Raw genomic sequence first — 17,129 nt, 5'->3', positions numbered from 1 at the left:
CACAACCAACGCGAAACCCACGAGGTCCTCCATGAAGAAGCTGCTCGCCTGCGCCGCGCTGTCCGGCTGCGCCGTCACCGTCCAGGCCCAGTCGTCCAACGTCACGCTCTACGGCGTGATCGATGGCGGCCTGTCCCGCTCCAGCAACGTGAACGGCAAGTCGCTCAATGCCGTCGATACCGGCATCCTCTCGCCCAACATCATCGGCATTCGCGGCAGCGAGGATCTGGGCGACGGCATGCGCGCCTTCTTCCGCCTGCAAAGCCAGTTCCAGATGGACAGCGGCGCCCAGGTCGGCAACCTCTGGGGCCATTACGCGGGCGTCGGCCTCGAAGGCAGGTTCGGCCAGATCCAGGCCGGCAACCTCAACGACTTCATGTTCACCACGCTCACGCAGAAGACCTACGGGCCGATGTTCCCGTTCGTGTCGATCCAGTTCATGCGGCGCGGCCCCTTCGACGGCTTCGGCCGCCCGGGCGGCCAGTCACCGAGTGCCGACTTCGACCGCACCGGCAACACCAGCCGCATCGGCAACGCGGTGCGCTACGACAGCCCGCGCGTCTACGGCGTGCAACTCGGCGCGCTCTACGGCTTTGGCGAATCGACCACCGCCGGCACCAACAACAGCTCCAGCAAGAGCTACAGCGCCGACTACACCGGCGGCCCGGTCACCCTCACCGCCGCGTACACGAGCGTCAATTACGCGGCGCTCGGCAACGGCGAGGACGGCGTGCGCACCTGGGGCGCGGGCGCGCGCTACGACTTCGGCGACGGCGTGCACTGGAGCGGCGTCTACACCAACAGCCGCAACACGGCCAACGACGCGCGCATCGGCGCCTTCGCCACGGCGCTGCTGTTCAGCCCCACGACCAACACCCGCGCGATCGGTCAGTACACCTACATGAAGGGCAACGAGGTGCTCACGAACAACAAGGCGCACCAGGTGAACCTGAGTCTGCATTACCTCTTCTCGAAGCGCACCAACGTCTACACGAGCTTCGGCTGGCAGCACGCCACCGGCGACGCCGAGAAGGTGCAGGCCGCGCTCATGGCCTCGGCCGGCGCGGCCTCGGGCAGCTCGCAGAACATCCTGCGCGTGGGCATGCAGCACGCGTTCTGACGCCGGCACGGCCGCATCGCGCGCCGGCGCGGCACCGGGTCGGCCCGGCGCCGCGCCGGCGTCGCCTGCATCGAAGCAATTTGCATGAGCATCTGACGCGCCGATCGCCGCGCGCCCTCGCGCGCGCGACGCGAGCTGCCTACACTCGGCCGACGCCCGCCGCCGCGCGGGCGCTTTCCTCGCAACCCAAAGAGAAAGCCATGTCCGAGAACACGCGCGTCACCGAACACCAGATCGCCCCCCAGTTCACGCAGCGCTGGTCGCCGCGCTCCTTCACCGGCGAGGCCATTGCCGAGGCCGAGCTGCTGGGCTTCATCGAGGCCGCGCGCTGGGCGCCGTCGGCCTACAACGTGCAGCCCTGGCGCTTCGTCTACGCGCTGCGCGACACACCGGAATGGACGCCGATCTTCGAAAGCCTGCTGGAGTTCAACCAGGGCTGGGCCAAGCGCGCGTCGGCGCTCGTCGTCGTCGCCTCGCGCACGACCTTCGTGCCGCCCGGCTCGACCGAGAGCAAGCCCAACGGCTGGCACGCCTTCGACGCCGGCGCCGCCTGGGGCAGCTTCGCGCATCAGGCGACGCTGGCCGGCTGGTTCACGCATGCGATGGCCGGCTTCGACGCGGCGAAGCTGGCCGTGGCGATCGGGCTGCCCGAGGGCTTCGCGGCGCATGCGGTGATCGCGGTCGGCAAGCGCGGGGACAAGGCGCAGCTGCCGGAGGGACTGCAAGGGCGGGAGGCGCCGTCGGGGCGGCTGGCGCTGGCGGAGGTGGCGGTGAAGGGGAGGTTCGGCGGCTGAGGTTGCGTCAGGCGGTGGAGTGCGTCGGCAGATCTTGGCAGCCTGTCCGACGCTCCCATGCGCTCGTGTTTCCGATGGCTGCGGCTCGTCGGCTTGCGATCCCCGCTGGCTGACGGGAGCGCAGCCGTTCAATCCTGCCGACGATTATTTGCAGCCTTTGCTGTAGGGGCGATGTTGTCTAGCTTCAAATGAATAGATAGACCCATGCTTCCTTGCACGGCGCGGGCGGAAACAATCTTCTTTTCCATTCCTAGAGCTATCCGCTCGCTGCTTTTTCCATTTTCTGTTTTAAGGAAGGATGAGAGATCGTCAGGCGACAAATCTCCTGGTCTGATCCTGTTATTCGTCACCCAATTCTTTCCAGATACTGAAACCACATTTTCCCGGATGATTTCCGAGATTTCCTGCTCGGGATTGTCGTCCTTGTCCCGCTCGGAAGTCTGATCGTTTTTTGCGTTGGCGATCAGCGTGGCCCTGTGTTGCTCCACTAGTTGCGCCTGCATTCCAGCCACTTCATCGGCAAAGAAATCGGCCAGCACAGGGTTGCGCATGTTGACCGCCATTGTCCAGCTTCCCGGCAAAAAGGAATTGCGAAAATATAATTGATGATCGTTCGTGTTTTTGAGCGAAATGGCGTGCTTGAATTCAATGTGTGTCATTGACCTTGCTTCGATTTCCGACCGCCAGCCAGCATTTTTCTCGGAAGATTCATCATTCAATACGGTCCGTTCTCGCACGTCATTCAGCGTAAAGGGCGAATTAAAGGCTAGCCTGTATGCATATTCTTGGGGATAGCCGAATGAAATTGCCCACTGCTGCAACGCATATGGCGTGACTTTCGGGGAAGGTATGTACAAGTCCTTTGCGAGCGCTTGTTGCACAAGATGTTTTGCAATCAGTTCCTTCCGCTCCGGTTTGCCTCGCAACAGTGGAAGGGCCTCGTTCGTCAATGTCCTGACCTTCCGTGGGTAAGGCATCAGTTTGAGCGGGACGCTTCGATTGATTTGAGCGGCATCGCGCTCTGCCGATGCCGTCGACGAATTGGGTGTGGTATTTCCGCTGCCGACGTCTTCATGGGTTCGAGGGATACCGCGCAGGAGTCCAAGCATTTTGCGTGCGTCTGCTCCGAAGCTGCATTGCAGGGTGCTTGCCGTGAGTTTGGTAGGTGCATTCTCAGCTGACGATTGCAATGCAACGGTTTCGGGCTGCCGGTCATTCGCCGAGATGGCATTCGTTCCGTACACTTTGTCGTGAGCTGCCCGTTTGCCGTTCAGCGTTTCAATTATCCGCCGCTGCGTCAGAGTACGCGGCGATCGCTCAATGCAGGCTTGGATATGGCGCAATCGATTTGAAGCACCCTTTCCATTATTGTTGGTCGATGTCGCGTTGAAATCTGGCTTATGCTGCTGTGCCCGGGATGCGCTTGCAGAGGTCGTTATCGAGCGTGGTTGAACGAGGCGTTTTTTCACGGATATCAGATTTGATCGAGTCGGCCGGGGCGATCGCGGGTTGGGTGGTTTGCCGAGCCGCTGGGCTGACGGAATTGCGGCGTCGGAGGTGGGCCAAGGTGCGCGGCGACGTCGCGATGTACGGTCGCGATCTGATTGTCGGGCCGCCGATCATGTCGCGATAGGTCGAATGCCGCCTCTTTGGTGAGGTCAGACGATTCACCTCCTCGCCTCAATCTCCCCGAACCCGATCAACCGCCCCCGCAGCACATTCCGGCTCACCCCGAGCAATTGCGCCGTCCTGACCTGATTGCGCCCGCAATGCGCGAACGCCACCTGCATCAGGCTGCGCTCGACCAGTTCATGCAGGCCGTCGGGCGCTTCGGCGCACAGGCGTTCGAGCGCGGCGCGCAGGGCTTCCTCGGCGCTGGGCGTGTCGGCGTCGTCGGCTGCGGCCTGCGTGCTGGCGTCGGTGGCGGGCGCGATGCGCATGCCGCCGATGGCGAGGTGCTCGCCGAGAATCTCGTCGCCGGGGCAGACGAACAGCGCGTGGTGCACGACGTTTTCCAGCTCGCGCAGGTTGCCTGGCCAGGCGTGGCGCAGCAGGCGGCGCTCGGCGTCGGCGCTGAAGCGCGTGGCGCGGTAGTTGAGGCCGGCGCGCAGCCGCGCGAGAAAGCGATGGGCCAGCGGCAGGATGTCGCCGGGGCGCTCGCGCAGCGCCGGCACGCGCAGCGGATGGCGGTCGAGCAGGGCGCGCAGTTCGGGCAGGAGGCGGGCGCGGCTGATGGCGCGGTCGAGATTGGCCGCGCTGGCGGCGACGAGACGCAGGTCGGCCGGCCGGGCGTCGCTGGCGCCGAGGCGGCGGCAGGCGCGTTCTGCAAGCGTTTGCATGAGGCTGGCCTGGAGCGCGGGCGGCAGGCGGTCGATCTCGTCGAGGAAGAGGGTGCCGCCGTGGGCCTGTTCGAGCGCGCCGGGGCTGGCGGCGAAGGCGCCGGGCGCGGCGCCGGCTTCGCAGCCGAGCAGGGCGCGGTCGAGGTCGGCCGGGGCGCAGGCGCCGCAGTTGAGGCTGACGAAAGGGCCGGCGGCGCGCGGGCTGGCGTCGTGCAGGGCGCGCGCGAAGACGTCCTTGCCGGTGCCGGCCTCGCCGAGCAGCAGCACGGTGGCGCCGTCGTCGGCGGCGAGGCGGGCGAGGCTGTCGAGCAGGGCGCGGCTGCGCACGTCGGTGAAGGGCAGGCTGGCGACGGTCGCCACGCCGCCGTCGGGCGCGGGTCGGTTCACGAGTAGAACCCCGGTACCGGCGTCTGGCCGAGCAGCAGCCATTCGCCGAGTTCGCGCAGCTTGCCGTGCAGCGGGTCGTGCAGCGTGTGGGTGCGCAGGTTGCGCCAGTGGCGGTCGAGACCGACGCCGGCGTGGGTCGAGCGGGCGCCCGTCACCTCGAACAGCCGGTTGCAGATGTCGAGCCCGGTGCGCGTGGCGACGACCTTGGCGCTGGCGATGGCGAGCGCCGCCTCGGCGCGGCCGGCGGCGTCGAGCGCCTCGCCTTGCGCGAGCGCGGCGTCGATCGCGGCGCCGGCGCGGTCGCCGAGCAGGCGCAGCGCTTCGAGCCCGGCGTGGAAGTCGCCGAAGGCGACGAGCACATGCGGATCGTCGGTCACGCGGGCGAGGCCCGAGGGTGGCCAGGGCCGCGCCTCGCGCAGCGTGTAGTCGCGCGCGTCGGCCACGGCGCCCTCGGCGATGCCGATGTAGATGTTGGCGAGGATGGCCTGGGCCAGCAGCGGCCGCAGCGAGGCGCGCGGCGTGGCGAGCGGGCCGGGGTCGAGCAGCAGTTCATGCGCCTCGACGCGCAGGCGGTCGAACTCGACGCTGCCGCTGTCGGTCTGGCGCTGGCCGATGTTGTGCCAGTCGTCATTGAGGCGGATGCCGCTGCGCGCGGTGGGCACGGCGGCGATGCGCAGGCTCGCCGCGCCAGCACCGCTGCCGAGCGCGGCGGGCGCGACGGTGGCGCCGTCCGCATCCCTGCCGCCATCGTCTTCGCCGACGGCCGAGACGATGAGCATCTCGGAATCGAGCGCGCCCGAGCAGAAGCTCTTGCGGCCCGAGATCTCGATGCCGCCGTCCACCGCGCGCCAGGTCGCGCGCGGGTCGAGCGGATTGAGCGCGTTGCCCCAGAACCAGTCGCCACGCGCGGTGTGGCGCAGCCACGGTTCCCATTGGGCGCGGCTGCCGAACAGCCGCACGGTCGCGAGCATCAGGTGGTGGAAGGCGAAGAGATGGGCGATCGAGCTGTCCACGCGCGCGAACTCGCGCACCGTGCGCAGCACGACCGACCAGTCGGCGCCGAGTCCGCCGAGCGCTTCGGGAATCGACAGCGCGAGCAGGCCGCTGGCGCGCAGCGCGTCGCGCTCGGCCTTGGGCGTGCCGCCGAGCTGGTCGCGCCGCGCGGCCGTGCGCGCGAAGCGGGCGACGAGGGCGTCGCGCGTGGCGGGCAGGTCGGCGAGCGCGAGGGCGCGCGGCGGCGGCGCATCGGCGGCGTCGCCGCGCGCGGGCGCGAGGTCGGCGGCGGTGGTCGGGTCGTGGAGCAGGGCGGGGCTGAGCTGGAGGGTCATGCGGCGGGTCGCGGGCGAAGCGGTGGGCGCGGATGCGTGCGGCCCAGGCAGCAGATGCCGTGCCCGCCCGTCGAGGACGCGATCGCGTGTCGGAGGCCGCCAGGCTGGTGGAAATGCAGCAGCACTGCTTGAAAGGCAGCAGTCGACATGGTGGCTATGCCGCATTCAGCCGACCCGATGCGGCCGGCAGCCAGAGGCGTGCCGCATGTGCACTGCTGGCGGCGCAGCAGTGCTGTCTCCCCACGGCAGGGCGCTGCTGCCACGGCAGCAGCCGGCACGCCATGCAAGCGATTGCAGCCCCTCGCCACCGGCGTGGCACGGACGCTGCGAAAGCCCGGCAAAGCCGACGCCGCATCGCGGCCGCCGGCACGGCGCGAAAGCCTCGCCGACGGCCCCGCCGCGAGGGCCGCGCTCCGCTCACCTGCCTCGCCAAGGACGCATCACGTCATGTCCCTCGACATCTTCTGGTTCCTGCCCACCTCGGGCGACACCCGCTATCTCGGCAAGTCCGGCTTCGGCCGCCCGCCCACGCTCGACTATCTGAGCCAGGTGGCCGTCGCCGCCGACAACCTCGGCTACGACGGCGTGCTCATCCCCACCGGCAGCGGCTGCCACGACCCCTGGGCCGTCGCCTCGCACATGGTTCCGCAGACGAAGCGGCTCAAGTTCCTCGTTGCGCTGCGCACCTCGCTCGGCAATCCGGTGTCGGTGGCGCGCGCGACCGCGACGCTCGACCAGGCCAGCCAGGGCCGCGTGCTGCTCAACGTCGTGCCCGGCGGCGACGCAGCCGAACTCGCGGCCGACGGCGTGTTCCTCTCGCATGACGAGCGCTACGAAGCCGCCGACGAATACCTGCGCATCTGGAAGGCCGTGCTCGCGGGCGAGACCGTCAACTTCAGCGGCAAGCATCACAAGGTGGTGGACAGCCGCAACTACTTTCCGGGCGTGCAGAAGCCGCATCCGCCGCTCTACTTCGGCGGCTCGTCCGAGGCCGCGCACGAACTCGCGGCCGAGCATGTGGACGCCTATCTGAGCTGGGGCGAGCCGCCCGCCGCCGTGGCGGAAAAGATCGCCGACGTGCGCAGGCGCGCCGCCGCCCGGGGCCGCACCGTGCGCTTCGGCGTGCGTCTGCACGTGATCGTGCGCGAGACGAACGACGAGGCCTGGGCCGACGCCGACCGCCTCATCCGCAACCTCGACGACGAGACGATCGCGAAGATCCAGTCGCGCTACGCGAAGATGGATTCGGTCGGGCAGGCGCGCATGGCCGCGCTGCATGGCGGCCGGCGCGACCGGCTGGAGGTCAGCCCCAACCTGTGGGCCGGCGTGGGCCTGGTGCGTGGCGGCGCGGGCACGGCGCTGGTGGGCGATCCGGAGACGGTCGCGCAACGGCTCAAGGAGTACGTCGATCTCGGCGTCGACCGCTTCGTGCTCTCGGGCTATCCGCATCTGGAGGAGGCCTACCGCTTCGCCGAGCTGGTGTTCCCGCTGCTGCCCGGCAAGAAGCCGGTGACGAGCGATGCAAGGGCTTTCACGGGCGGGCCGTTCGACGCGAGCACGCTCGGCGGCGAAGCCCCCGCGCCGGCCGATGCGCGCGCCGCCGCGAGCCGGCCCGAGGCCGCGCCGCTGCCGAGCTTTGCCGCGACCGGCGGCTATGCCGACGCCGCGTCGCGTGCCTGAGGAGCGCCGCCATGTCCCACAAGGTGATCGACCTGCGCTGCCGCCCGGCCTTTCTGCACGACTTCTTCGGCGCGACGCCGGGCAACGCGGCCCACGCGACCGCGCGCTGGCTCAACCGGCGCGTCGGCACGCGCGGGCCGGACAACCATTTCGAACGCTCGCTCACGCAGGAAGGCTTTCTGGCCGAGGTGCGCGACGCGGGGCTTGCAAAGGCGGTCATCGTCGGCCGCCACACGCCGGCCCAGCATCTGCCCAACGACCGCATCCACGAGATCGTGCGCGGGCATGACGAGCTGATCGGCATCGGCGCGGTGGACCCGGTGCTGCAAGGCACCGAGGCCGCGCTGGCCGAGGCGGCGCGCGCCATCGACGTGCTCGGCCTCGCGGGCATCGACCTGGAACCGGGCTTCGGCGAGCCGCCGCGTCATGTGGACGACCCGGCCTACTTCCCGATCTACGAATACGCGCGCGACCGCGGCGTGCCCGTGTTCCTGATGACCGGCCCGACCACGCCCGACCTGCGCTTCAACGATCCGGCGCCGCTCGCGCGCGTGGCGCAGCGCTATCCGACGCTGCCGCTCGTCTGCTACCACGGCTGGTGGCCCAATGTGCAGCAGGCGATCGGCGTCGCCTTCCGCTACGACAACGTGCATCTCGTGCCCGACATGTACCTGTTCCAGCCCGGCAGCGAGGCCTATGTGCAGGCGGCCAACGGCTTTCTGGCCGACCAGTTGCTGTTCGGCTCGTCGTACACCTTCCGGCCGATCCGGCAGAGCATCGATGACGCGCTGGCGCTTGGCTTGCGTGACGAGGTGGCGGAGAAGTTCTTTTACGGGAATGCGGCGAGGCTGTTCGGGCTGTGAGCCGCGCGACCGGCGGCGGCGCTAGCTGTCGCCGGCGCTCTGGCTGCCCGGCGGCATCACCCCCGCGATGCGTGGCAGCCGCTCGCGCATCAGTTCGATGAACTTGCGCAGCCGCGCCGGCAGATGGCTGGCCTGCGGATACAGCAGCCGCACCGGCAGCGGCGGCGCCTGCCAGCCCGGCAGCAGCCGCACGAGGCGGCCGGCGGCGATGTCGTCGATCACGCTCCAGGCCGACACCACGGCCACGCCGCAGCCCATGAGCACCGCGTTGCGCAGCGCGAACAGGCTGTCGGTGGTAAGGCGCGGCGTGATCGGCAGCTCGGTCAGCTCGCCGCTCGCGGTGTCGCGCAGGCGCACGCTGGTCCGGTAGAAGTGCCCGAAGGCGAGCCAGGGCAGGGCGCCGACCTCGGCCAGCGTCTCGGCCCGTCCGCCGTGGCGCGCGAGCAGCGAGGGCGCGGCGATGATCACGCGCGTCACCTCGCCGAGGCCGATCGCCACCAGCGATTCGTCGTCCACGTCGCCCACATGGATCGCGCAGTCGATGCCCGCGCGCGCGAAATCGGGCAGGCGGTCGTGCAGCAGCCATTCGACGCTCACCTCCGGATTGGCCGCGAGAAAGTCGGCCAGCGGCTCGACGAGCTGAGCCTGACCGAAGGCATGCGGCGCGACCACGCGCAGATTGCCGCGCGCCTGTTCGCCGCCGGCGCGCAGGTCGGTGGCGAGGGCGTCCCAGTCGCCGAGCAGTTCGCGCGCGCGCTCGGCGCAGCGCTGGCCGTCCTCGGTTACGCGCACGCCGCGCGTCGTGCGTTGCAGCAGGTTGAGGCCGAGCAGGGCTTCGAGCTGCTGGAGCCGGCGGCTGATCGTGGGCTGGGTGGTGCCGAGACGGGCGGCCGCGCGCGACAGCGAGCCGGCGTCCACCACGGTCACGAAGCTGTGCAGGAGAGCGAGCCGGTCCTGGCCGCCGGCGGCGTCGAGTTCAAGTTTGTCCATACGCCGAGCGTATAGCCGGCTTGCCTGCGGCGGGTATTCCGCCTTGGCCGTCCGTCGGCGGACACTCACGGCACTTCCACAAGTCGAGGTGCTTTCATGTCCTCCATTCCTGTCACGCATGAGTCCGCGAGTGCCGGTCCGGCGCGCGCCCTGGTGCTGCTGCTTGCGGCCGGCTGCGGCTTGGCGGTGGCGTCGCTCTATTACAGCCAGCCGATCCTGGCGCTGCTCGGCCGCGATCTGGGCGCGAGCGAGCGCGCGGTCGGTCTGCTTCCGATGCTCACCCAGCTCGGCTATGCGGCCGGCATCCTGCTGCTCACGCCGCTCGGCGATCTGCATGATCGGCGCCGCGTCATCCTCGCGAAGGCGGTGCTGCTGGTGCTGGCGCTGCTGCTGAGTGCCTGGGCGCCGGGTTTCGCGGCGCTGGCCGTGGCGAGCGCGCTGCTCGGGCTGGTGGCGACGCTCGCGCAGGACATCGTGCCGGCGGCGGCCACGCTGGCGCCGGCCGAACGGCGCGGCAGCATCGTCGGCACGGTGATGACCGGGCTGCTGCTCGGCATCCTGCTGTCGCGGGTGGCGAGCGGCGTGATCGCGGCGCACTGGGGCTGGCGCGCGGTGTACGCGGGCGCGGCGGCGTCGATCGCGCTCGTCGGCCTGGCGCTCGCGCGCTGGCTGCCGTCGATCCCGCCGACCAGCACGCTGCCTTGGGCGCGCCTGATCGGTTCGCTCGGCGAGTTGTGGCGCGCCCGGCCCGAGCTGCGCCGCGCGGCGTTCGCGCAGGGGCTGCTGTCGGTCGGCTTCAGTGCCTTCTGGTCCACGCTCGCGGTGATGCTCGACCGCGATTTCGGTCTCGGGAGCGGGGTGGCCGGTGCCTTCGGGCTGGCCGGCGCGGCGGGCGCGCTGGCGGCGCCGCTCGCGGGCCGGCTGGCCGACCGGCGCGGCCCGGCCACCGTCACGCGGGTCGGCGCGGCGCTCGCGGCGGCGAGCTTCGCGGCGATGGCGCTGATGCCGGCGCTGCCGCCGCAGGCGCGGCTGTGGCTCGTGGCGGCGAGCGCGGTGGGCTTCGACTTCGGCATCCAGGCCACGCTGGTCGCGCACCAGACCATCGTCTTCGGTCTCGACCCGGCCGCGCGCAGCCGGCTCAACGCGCTGCTGTTCGTGGGCGTGTTCGTCGGCATGGCGAGCGGTGCGGCACTCGGCAGTCTTGCGCTGGCGCAAGCCGGCTGGGTGGGTGTAGTGCTGCTGGCGGTTCTGGCTTCGGTGGCGGCGCTGGTGGTGCGCCTGCGGGGGTGAAGCGTGGCGCCGGTCGGGCAGGGCGCGGACCGGCCGCCACGAGCGCCGGCCGGTCCGCGCTCCCGTCCGGTCATGCCCGAGGCGGCGCCGGCCTCACTCGGGCTTGCGATACACCGACGGCCGCCAGGTCTTCAGCTCGTCGCTGAAGCCGTGCAGCGATTCGGAATGGCTGGTGATGAGCCAGCCGCCAGGGCGCAGCGTGCGGGTCACGCTCTCCACCACGCGGCGCTTGGTCGCGGGCGGGAAATAGATCATCACGTTGCGCAGGAACACCACGTCGAAGGGTCCGATCGCGGGCAGCGGCGTGCACAGGTTGATCTGCTCGAAGCGCAGCCGTTGATGCAGCACCGGGCTGAGCGCGAAGCGCCCTTCCTGCGAGCCGGTGCCGCGCAGGCACCAGCGCCGACGCAGCGGCGCCGGGATGTCGGCCGCGTCCTCGACCGGATAGCGCCCCGCGCGCGCCACTTCCAGCACGCGGGTGCTGATGTCGGAGGCGAGCAGGTCGTAGCCGGTCGGGCCGAGCGCCTCGGCCAGCACCATTGCCAGCGTGTAGGGCTCCTCGCCGGTCGAACTGGCGGCGCACCACAGGTTCGGCCGGCGGCCCGGCGGCAGCGAGGGCAGGATCGTGTCGCGCAGCAGTTCGAAATGCGCCGGCTCGCGGAAGAAGTGCGTCTCGTTGGTCGTCAGCAGGTCGATGAAGTGCTGGCGCTCGCTCGTGTCGGCACGCACGCGCGCGAGGTAGTCGTCCCAGCCGTCGGCGCCGAGCCGCGCCAGATGGCGGGCGAGCCGGCCCTCGACCAGCGGCAGCTTCACGTCCTTGAGATGCACGCCGCTCTCACGCTCGAACAGCTCGCGCAGCTGACGGAACAGCGGCAACGGCAGGCGCGGCCCGCCGTTCAGGTAGCCGGCGCCTGTCGTGCCGGCGGCGCGGGTCGCGGTCAGGCCCGACGGCCCCGGCTCCTTGGCGGGAGCCGGCGGACGCGGACCGGCTCGGCGGTCGGCGCGCGCCGGTCCGGCGCCGTCGGCAACCGCATCCGCCACGGCGGAATTCGGCATGCTGCCCCGCTCAGGCCGCGGCCGCCGCGCCGCGTTCGGCGCCGAGTTCGATGGCCGACAGCTCGTCCACCGACAGCACCCGAGCGAGGTCGAGCAGGATCACGAAGTTGCCGTTGACCTTGGCCATGCCCTCGATGAAGTCGGCACGGATGCCCGCACCGAAGCTCGGTGCCGGCTCGATCTGGTCGGCCTCGATCTGGCGCACCGCCGTCACGCTGTCGACGATGATCCCGAGCACATGGGTCTCGTCGCCGGCCTGCACGTCGAGGATGACGATGCAGGTGCGGCGCGACAGCTCGGTCTCGGCGCGGCCGAAGCGCGCGTTGAGGTCGATCACCGGCACGACGGCGCCGCGCAGGTTGATCACGCCGCGCATGTAGCGCGGCACCATCGGCACGCTGGCAACCGTGCGGTACTCGATGATCTCGCGCACCCGCTGGGTGCCCACGCCGAACTGCTCGCGCGCAAGCGAGAACACGAGGTACTGACTGGTCTGCGCCGGTGTGGCGCGGCCCGGCGCGCGGCCGCCCACGGCGGCGAGTTGTGGCTGGCTCATGGCTCAATCCTCGAAGGGCACGAATTCCTCAAGCTCGGCCTCGCTCGTGCGCTGCGGCGCCGTGCGGGTCTGGCGCGCGGCGATCGGCGCCGGGCGCGCGGCCGCGGGGCGTGCCGCCGGCTGCGGCCGGCGCGCGACGCGCTGGAGCGTGCGCGCCACCTCGGCGCGCGAGGTGCCGTCGATCGTGAAGGTGGCCATGAGCTGTTCGAGCTGGTCGGCCTGGGAGTTCATCTCCTCGGCGGTCGCGGCCAGTTCTTCGGACGCGGCGGCGTTCTGCTGCGTGAGCTGGGCCAGCTGGGCCATCGCGGTGTTGATCTGGCCGATGCCCGACGACTGCTCGTTGGACGCGGCGGTGATCTCCTGCACCAGGTCCGACGCCTTGGAGATGGACGGCACGATGGTGTCGAGCAGCGAACCGGCGCGCTCTGCCAGCGACACGCTCGACTTGGCCACCTCGCCGATTTCCTGCGCCGCTTCCTGGCTGCGCTCGGCCAGCTTGCGCACTTCGTCGGCCACGACGGCAAAGCCCTTGCCGTGCTCGCCGGCGCGCGCCGCCTCGATCGCGGCGTTGAGCGCCAGCAGGTTCGTCTGGTAGGCGATGTCGTCGATGATCCCGATCTTCTCGGCGATGGTCTTCATCGCCGCCACCGTGGCCAGCACCGCCTCGCCACCTTCGCCGGCCTCGCGCGCGGCCTTGCTCGCCATGCCTTCGGTGATGCGCGCGTTCTCGGCGTTCTGCTGCACCGAGCTGGACATCTCCTCCATCGAGGCCGAGGTCTCTTCCACGCTCGACGCCTGCTCGCTCGCGCCCTGGCTCATCGACTGCGACGTGGCCGACACCTGCTCCGAGGCCGAGGCCAGCGCGCCCGAGGCGCTGCGCACCTGGCCGATGGTGTCGGCGAGGCGATCGACCATGTCCTTCATCGTCGCCAGCATGCTGGTCGTGTCGCCGGCCTTGAGCCTGACCTTGACCGTCAGGTCGCCGCCCGCCACGCGCTCGAGCACCTCGGCCGCGTAGGCCGGCTCGCCGCCGAGCTGCTTGATGAGGCTGCGCGCGATGAACACGCCGATCATCGTCACCACCAGCAGGGTGGCCGCCGCGACCGTGAGGCTCATGACATTGGCATCGCGACGCACCTCGACCGCGCGCTCGCCGCCGGCCTTGCCGAGGCTCTCGTTGTAGGCGCGATGCTCGTTCAGCGCTTCCTCAATGCGCGCGAAGGCGGCCTGGTTGCGCCCGAGCAGCTCGACGCCTTCCTCGCGCTTGCCGGCCAGCGCCAGGTTGACCGCCTGGGAGCGCAGATCAACCCAGGTCTGGATCGCGGAATGCACCTGACCGATCAGCGCCTTGTCCTTGTCGTCCGACAGGTAGTTGGCCTCGTACTGGCGGATCGTGTCCTCGATCTTGGGCAGCAGGGCGCGCATCTTCTGCTCCAGATCCTCGCGCTCGTCGGCCTTGTTGCTGGCGAGCAGGCGCCAGGTCATCACGCGCACCTTGGCGGCCGTGGTGTTGAGCTCGGCCAGATTGATGAGGCTGGGCACGGTGTTCACGGTGCCGTAGCTGGCGGCCTCGTACACCTTCTCCATCTGCCGCAGCGCGAGCGCGCTCAGGCTGCCGATGCCGATCAGGGCGCTGATGATGAGCAGCGCGAATTTCTGCGTGACGGTAAGTCGGTTCATTGGGTGCTCTCCTGGGAGCGGGGACGAAAGCGGTTTGTTGGAGGTTGGAGCGGCGGCGTGCTCAGCGCATCGCAAGCGCTTCGGAGGGAGTGGACACGCCCGCGTCACAGCCGCGCTGGGCGCGGCTCGCGGTTTCCTGGATGAGCGTGGGCACGTCGAGCAGCAGGGCCACGGCGCCACTGGCGAGGATCGTGAAGCCGCCCACGCCGCGCACATGGCGGAACACCTTGCCGAGCGGCTTGATGACGGTCTGCAACTCGCCCATGAGCTGGTCGACCACGATGCCGACGCGCATGCCGCCGCCATCGACGACGACCACGTTCTGGCGCCGGCCCGGCTCGCCGCCGAGTTCGTGCAGCTCGCGCAGGCGCACCAGCGGCAGCACCTCGCCGCGCAGGTCGAGCCAGCCCTGGCCGTTGATGGCCGGGCCGTTGAGCGCGATGCACTCGACCACGGTGTCGAGCGGCACCACGTAGGCCGCGCCGCCCACGGCCATCATGAAGCCGTCGATGATCGCGAGCGTGAGCGGCAGCCGGATCGAGATCGTGGTGCCCACGCCTTCCTGCGAGCGGATGTCGATGCTGCCGCGCAGCGCGGTGATGTTGCGCTTGACCACGTCCATGCCGACGCCGCGACCGGACAGGTTGCTGATCTGCGCGGCGGTCGAGAAGCCGGGTTCGAAGATGAGCTGCCACACGTCGCGGTCGCTGAGCGTGGCGTCGGGCGCGACCAGGCCGCGCTCGACCGCCTTGGCCAGGATGCGGTCGCGCCTCAGGCCGCCGCCGTCGTCGCCGACCTCCACCACGACCCAGCCGGCCGTGTGATACGCGTGCAGGCTCACGGTGCCCTGGGCCGGCTTGCCGGCGCGCTCGCGTTCGGCGGCGCTCTCGATGCCGTGGTCGATCGAGTTGCGCACGAGGTGCGTGAGCGGATCGGCCAGCTTCTCGACCACGGTCTTGTCCAGCTCGGTCTCGCCGCCGGTGATGCGCAGCGCGATGTCCTTGCCGAGTTCCTGGCTCACGTCGCGCACCACGCGCTGGAAGCGGTTGAAGGTGCCGCCGATCTGCACCATCCGCAGGTTGAGCGCGCAGTCGCGCACCTCTTCCATGAGCCGGCCGACCTGGGCCGTGGCCTGCATCAGTTCCTTGTTGCGGTTGCGGCGCGCGATCTGCGCCGCGCCCTCGCCGGCGACGATGAGTTCGCCCACGAGGTCGATGAGATGGTCGAGCTTGTTTGCGTCGACGCGGACCATGTTGACGTCGCCGCCACGCGCGGCGGGCGCGGCGTCGGCGCGTCGCGCGTCGCCGGCCTCGGCGGCGGTGCGGGGGGCGGTCGTGGCGGGATGGGCCGGCGCGGCACCGCCGGCGCGCGCGGCCGGGGCGGTGGCGGGCGTGGCGTGAGGCGCGATGGCCGGCGCCGCGTCGTCATCGGCGTCGCAGGCGGGCTCGGCGTCGGCCGGCGCGGCGAGCGCGGCCAGCTCGGCCTCGTCGAGCGAGCCGCAGCGGCGCAGCAGCTCGGCGATCGGCTCGCCGGCGGCGGCGCGGGCCTCGGCCAGCGCGCGGTAGTCGGACAGCGGCGCATGCGGCTCGAGCAGGCGGATGTCGCTCTCCTCGGCCACGAAGTCGAAGGCCGAGGCGATGCGCTCGCGCCCGCCGTCGCCGCGAAAGGCGATCTCGAAGCCGAGATGGCAGTCGTCGGGCTCGTACTCCGACAGGCGCGGCAGGCTCGCGGCGCAGGTCTCGAGATGCGCGATCTCGCCCATGCTGCCGAGGTAGCGCACGAAACTGAGCGGGTCGAAACCGTCGCGGAACAGCTCGCGCCCGAAGCGCAGCGACAGGTGCCAGTGCTCGGTGCCGCTCGCGTCGGCGGCGATGCGCGCGGGCGCCGCGGCCTCGGCCGGCGGCGCGGCCACGGGCGCGCTGCCCACGCCGGGCTCGAGATAGCGGCCGAGCGCGGTCACCAGTTCCTCGCCGCGTTCGAGCATCGACGCGTCGCGCTCGTCGCCGGCGCCGGCGGCGACGCCGTCCATCCATTCGAGCAGGTAGTCGCCGCTGCGCAGCAGCAGGCTGGCGAGCGGCGGGTCGATGCCGATGACTTCCTCGCGCACCTGGTCGAGCACGCTTTCGGCCACATGCGTGAAGCCGACGATGGCGTCGAAGCCGAAGATGCCGGCGCTGCCCTTGATGGTGTGGGCGGCGCGGAAGATCGCGTTGATGGCTTCCGGATCGCCGGGGCGCTGCTCCAGTTCGAGCAGGCCGGCCTCCATCTGTTCGAGCAGCTCGCGGCTTTCGGACACGAACAGCGAGAGCGCTTCGTCGAGGTTCATTCGGTCAGCTCCAGCGCGGCGGTCGGGGCGGGGGCGTCGGCATCGGCGCCGGCCGGTGTGCCGGCGGCGGGCGCGTCGTCGTCGATGAGGTCGGCGCGGTTGGCGAGCGCGAGCATCTCGCGCACGACGGGCGAGGCGCCGGCCACGATCAGCCGGCCGCCGCGCGCCTCGGCCTCGCGTTCGGCCGACAGCAGCAATTGCAGGCCGGCGCCGTCGGCCTCGGCCACGCGCGTCAGGTCGAGCCGCAGGTGGCCGTCGGGCGGAAAGGCGGCGAGCAGCCGGTCCTTCAGCTCGTGCACGACATAGATCGTGAGCTCGCCCTCGATGTCGAGCCGCGCGGCGCTCATGCGATCACCAGCTTGGACACGGTGTCGAGCAGCACCGGCACCGTGAAGGGCTTGGTGATCCAGGCCTTCACGCCGGCGGCCTTGGCCTTTTCCTTCTTGGCGGCGGCCGACTCGGTGGTCAGCATCAGCACCGGCGTGTAGCGGTAGGCCGGCTTGGCCTTGAGCGCGGTCACCAGCCCGATGCCGTCGAGGTTGGGCATGTTGAGATCGCTGATGACGAGGTGGAACTTGCGCCCGTCGAGCTGCTGGAGCGCGAGAGCGCCGTCGGCGGCCTCCACGACTTCGTAACCCGCGCCCGAAAGCGCGGTGCGCACCGACGAGCGCAACGAGGACGAGTCATCGACGACGAGGATCTTCTTGGGGGTCACGCGGT

At 70.4% G+C, this 17,129-nt stretch carries 15 protein-coding genes; 5 read left to right on the top strand and 10 right to left on the bottom strand.

Going from position 1 to position 17,129, the window contains the following annotated elements; translation table 11 throughout:
• Positions 1-31: 31 nt before the first annotated feature.
• Both H566_RS0112155 and H566_RS0112150 read left to right on the top strand, forming a co-directional pair.
• Complete coding sequence (locus H566_RS0112155) at positions 32-1,120, top strand: porin (RefSeq protein WP_028311651.1); 1,089 nt, start codon at positions 32-34, stop codon at positions 1,118-1,120.
• Positions 1,121-1,320: 200 nt separating this feature from the next.
• Complete coding sequence (locus H566_RS0112150; protein WP_028311650.1) at positions 1,321-1,914, top strand: nitroreductase family protein; 594 nt, start codon at positions 1,321-1,323, stop codon at positions 1,912-1,914.
• A 128-nt stretch (positions 1,915-2,042) separates the two neighbouring features.
• Here H566_RS0112150 and H566_RS29025 read toward each other — a convergent pair whose 3' ends face one another.
• The 3 genes from H566_RS29025 to H566_RS0112140 form a co-directional block, all read right to left on the bottom strand.
• Positions 2,043-3,383: a hypothetical protein gene (locus H566_RS29025; protein ID WP_156924410.1), complete on the bottom strand. Its 1,341-nt coding sequence runs from the start codon at positions 3,381-3,383 to the stop codon at positions 2,043-2,045.
• A gap of 198 nt (positions 3,384-3,581) precedes the next feature.
• Positions 3,582-4,640 carry a sigma 54-interacting transcriptional regulator gene (locus H566_RS24735; RefSeq protein WP_051378685.1) on the bottom strand — a complete coding sequence of 353 codons (1,059 nt, stop codon included), beginning with the start codon at positions 4,638-4,640 and terminating at the stop codon, positions 3,582-3,584.
• Positions 4,637-5,968: an acyl-CoA dehydrogenase family protein gene (locus H566_RS0112140; RefSeq protein WP_084545032.1), complete on the bottom strand. Its 1,332-nt coding sequence runs from the start codon at positions 5,966-5,968 to the stop codon at positions 4,637-4,639. Before H566_RS0112140 ends, H566_RS24735 begins: the two co-directional genes overlap by 4 nt.
• Before the next feature lie 447 nt (positions 5,969-6,415).
• Between H566_RS0112140 and ssuD the strand changes: the two genes are divergently transcribed.
• Together ssuD and H566_RS0112130 are read left to right on the top strand one after the other, a co-directional pair.
• On the top strand, positions 6,416-7,648 hold the full coding sequence (gene ssuD, locus H566_RS24730; RefSeq protein ID WP_084545031.1) for an FMNH2-dependent alkanesulfonate monooxygenase: 1,233 nt from the start codon (positions 6,416-6,418) through the stop codon (positions 7,646-7,648).
• Between the two features lie 11 nt (positions 7,649-7,659).
• Entirely contained in the window at positions 7,660-8,511 is an 852-nt protein-coding gene (locus tag H566_RS0112130) for an amidohydrolase family protein (protein WP_028311648.1), read from the top strand.
• 21 nt (positions 8,512-8,532) lie between these two features.
• On the opposite strand, the gene H566_RS0112125 is transcribed toward H566_RS0112130, so the two are convergent.
• The gene (locus H566_RS0112125; RefSeq protein ID WP_028311647.1) at positions 8,533-9,501 is read right to left on the bottom strand and encodes a LysR family transcriptional regulator; all 969 of its coding nucleotides are present in this window, start codon (positions 9,499-9,501) and stop codon (positions 8,533-8,535) included.
• A 96-nt stretch (positions 9,502-9,597) separates the two neighbouring features.
• Between H566_RS0112125 and H566_RS0112120 the strand changes: the two genes are divergently transcribed.
• Positions 9,598-10,791: an MFS transporter gene (locus tag H566_RS0112120; protein ID WP_028311646.1), complete on the top strand. Its 1,194-nt coding sequence runs from the start codon at positions 9,598-9,600 to the stop codon at positions 10,789-10,791.
• A 93-nt stretch (positions 10,792-10,884) separates the two neighbouring features.
• On the opposite strand, the gene H566_RS0112115 is transcribed toward H566_RS0112120, so the two are convergent.
• The 6 genes from H566_RS0112115 to H566_RS0112090 all read right to left on the bottom strand — a co-directional run bounded on the left by H566_RS0112115 (position 10,885) and on the right by H566_RS0112090 (position 17,124).
• Positions 10,885-11,847: a CheR family methyltransferase gene (locus H566_RS0112115; RefSeq protein WP_084545030.1), complete on the bottom strand. Its 963-nt coding sequence runs from the start codon at positions 11,845-11,847 to the stop codon at positions 10,885-10,887.
• Between the two features lie 10 nt (positions 11,848-11,857).
• On the bottom strand, positions 11,858-12,403 hold the full coding sequence (locus H566_RS0112110) for a chemotaxis protein CheW (protein WP_084545029.1): 546 nt from the start codon (positions 12,401-12,403) through the stop codon (positions 11,858-11,860).
• 3 nt (positions 12,404-12,406) lie between these two features.
• Positions 12,407-14,083: a methyl-accepting chemotaxis protein gene (locus tag H566_RS24725; protein WP_034411515.1), complete on the bottom strand. Its 1,677-nt coding sequence runs from the start codon at positions 14,081-14,083 to the stop codon at positions 12,407-12,409.
• A gap of 61 nt (positions 14,084-14,144) precedes the next feature.
• Positions 14,145-16,409, bottom strand: a complete 2,265-nt coding sequence (locus H566_RS24720; protein WP_051378684.1) for a chemotaxis protein CheA — start codon at positions 16,407-16,409, stop codon at positions 14,145-14,147.
• Positions 16,406-16,756: an STAS domain-containing protein gene (locus H566_RS24715; RefSeq protein ID WP_084545028.1), complete on the bottom strand. Its 351-nt coding sequence runs from the start codon at positions 16,754-16,756 to the stop codon at positions 16,406-16,408. The genes H566_RS24720 and H566_RS24715 overlap by 4 nt, the downstream gene beginning before the upstream one ends.
• Positions 16,753-17,124: a response regulator gene (locus tag H566_RS0112090; protein ID WP_028311643.1), complete on the bottom strand. Its 372-nt coding sequence runs from the start codon at positions 17,122-17,124 to the stop codon at positions 16,753-16,755. Before H566_RS0112090 ends, H566_RS24715 begins: the two co-directional genes overlap by 4 nt.
• Positions 17,125-17,129 lie beyond the last annotated feature (5 nt).

This window comes from Derxia gummosa DSM 723 (assembly GCF_000482785.1).
GTDB lineage: Bacteria > Pseudomonadota > Gammaproteobacteria > Burkholderiales > Burkholderiaceae_E > Derxia > Derxia gummosa.
This window is presented reverse-complemented; position numbering and strand designations above follow the sequence as displayed.

Excerpts from the sequence above, each read along its gene's own strand:
- H566_RS0112155 (WP_028311651.1), top strand. The coding sequence starts at position 32 with ATGAAGAAGCTGCTCGCCTGCGCCGCGCTGTCCGGCTGCGCCGTCACC.
- H566_RS0112150 (WP_028311650.1), top strand. The coding sequence starts at position 1,321 with ATGTCCGAGAACACGCGCGTCACCGAACACCAGATCGCCCCCCAGTTC.
- H566_RS0112140 (WP_084545032.1), bottom strand. The coding sequence starts at position 5,968 with ATGACCCTCCAGCTCAGCCCCGCCCTGCTCCACGACCCGACCACCGCC.
- ssuD (WP_084545031.1), top strand. The coding sequence starts at position 6,416 with ATGTCCCTCGACATCTTCTGGTTCCTGCCCACCTCGGGCGACACCCGC.
- H566_RS0112130 (WP_028311648.1), top strand. The coding sequence starts at position 7,660 with ATGTCCCACAAGGTGATCGACCTGCGCTGCCGCCCGGCCTTTCTGCAC.
- H566_RS0112125 (WP_028311647.1), bottom strand. The coding sequence starts at position 9,501 with ATGGACAAACTTGAACTCGACGCCGCCGGCGGCCAGGACCGGCTCGCT.
- H566_RS0112120 (WP_028311646.1), top strand. The coding sequence starts at position 9,598 with ATGTCCTCCATTCCTGTCACGCATGAGTCCGCGAGTGCCGGTCCGGCG.
- H566_RS0112115 (WP_084545030.1), bottom strand. The coding sequence starts at position 11,847 with ATGCCGAATTCCGCCGTGGCGGATGCGGTTGCCGACGGCGCCGGACCG.
- H566_RS0112110 (WP_084545029.1), bottom strand. The coding sequence starts at position 12,403 with ATGAGCCAGCCACAACTCGCCGCCGTGGGCGGCCGCGCGCCGGGCCGC.
- H566_RS24725 (WP_034411515.1), bottom strand. The coding sequence starts at position 14,083 with ATGAACCGACTTACCGTCACGCAGAAATTCGCGCTGCTCATCATCAGC.
- H566_RS24720 (WP_051378684.1), bottom strand. The coding sequence starts at position 16,409 with ATGAACCTCGACGAAGCGCTCTCGCTGTTCGTGTCCGAAAGCCGCGAG.
- H566_RS24715 (WP_084545028.1), bottom strand. The coding sequence starts at position 16,756 with ATGAGCGCCGCGCGGCTCGACATCGAGGGCGAGCTCACGATCTATGTC.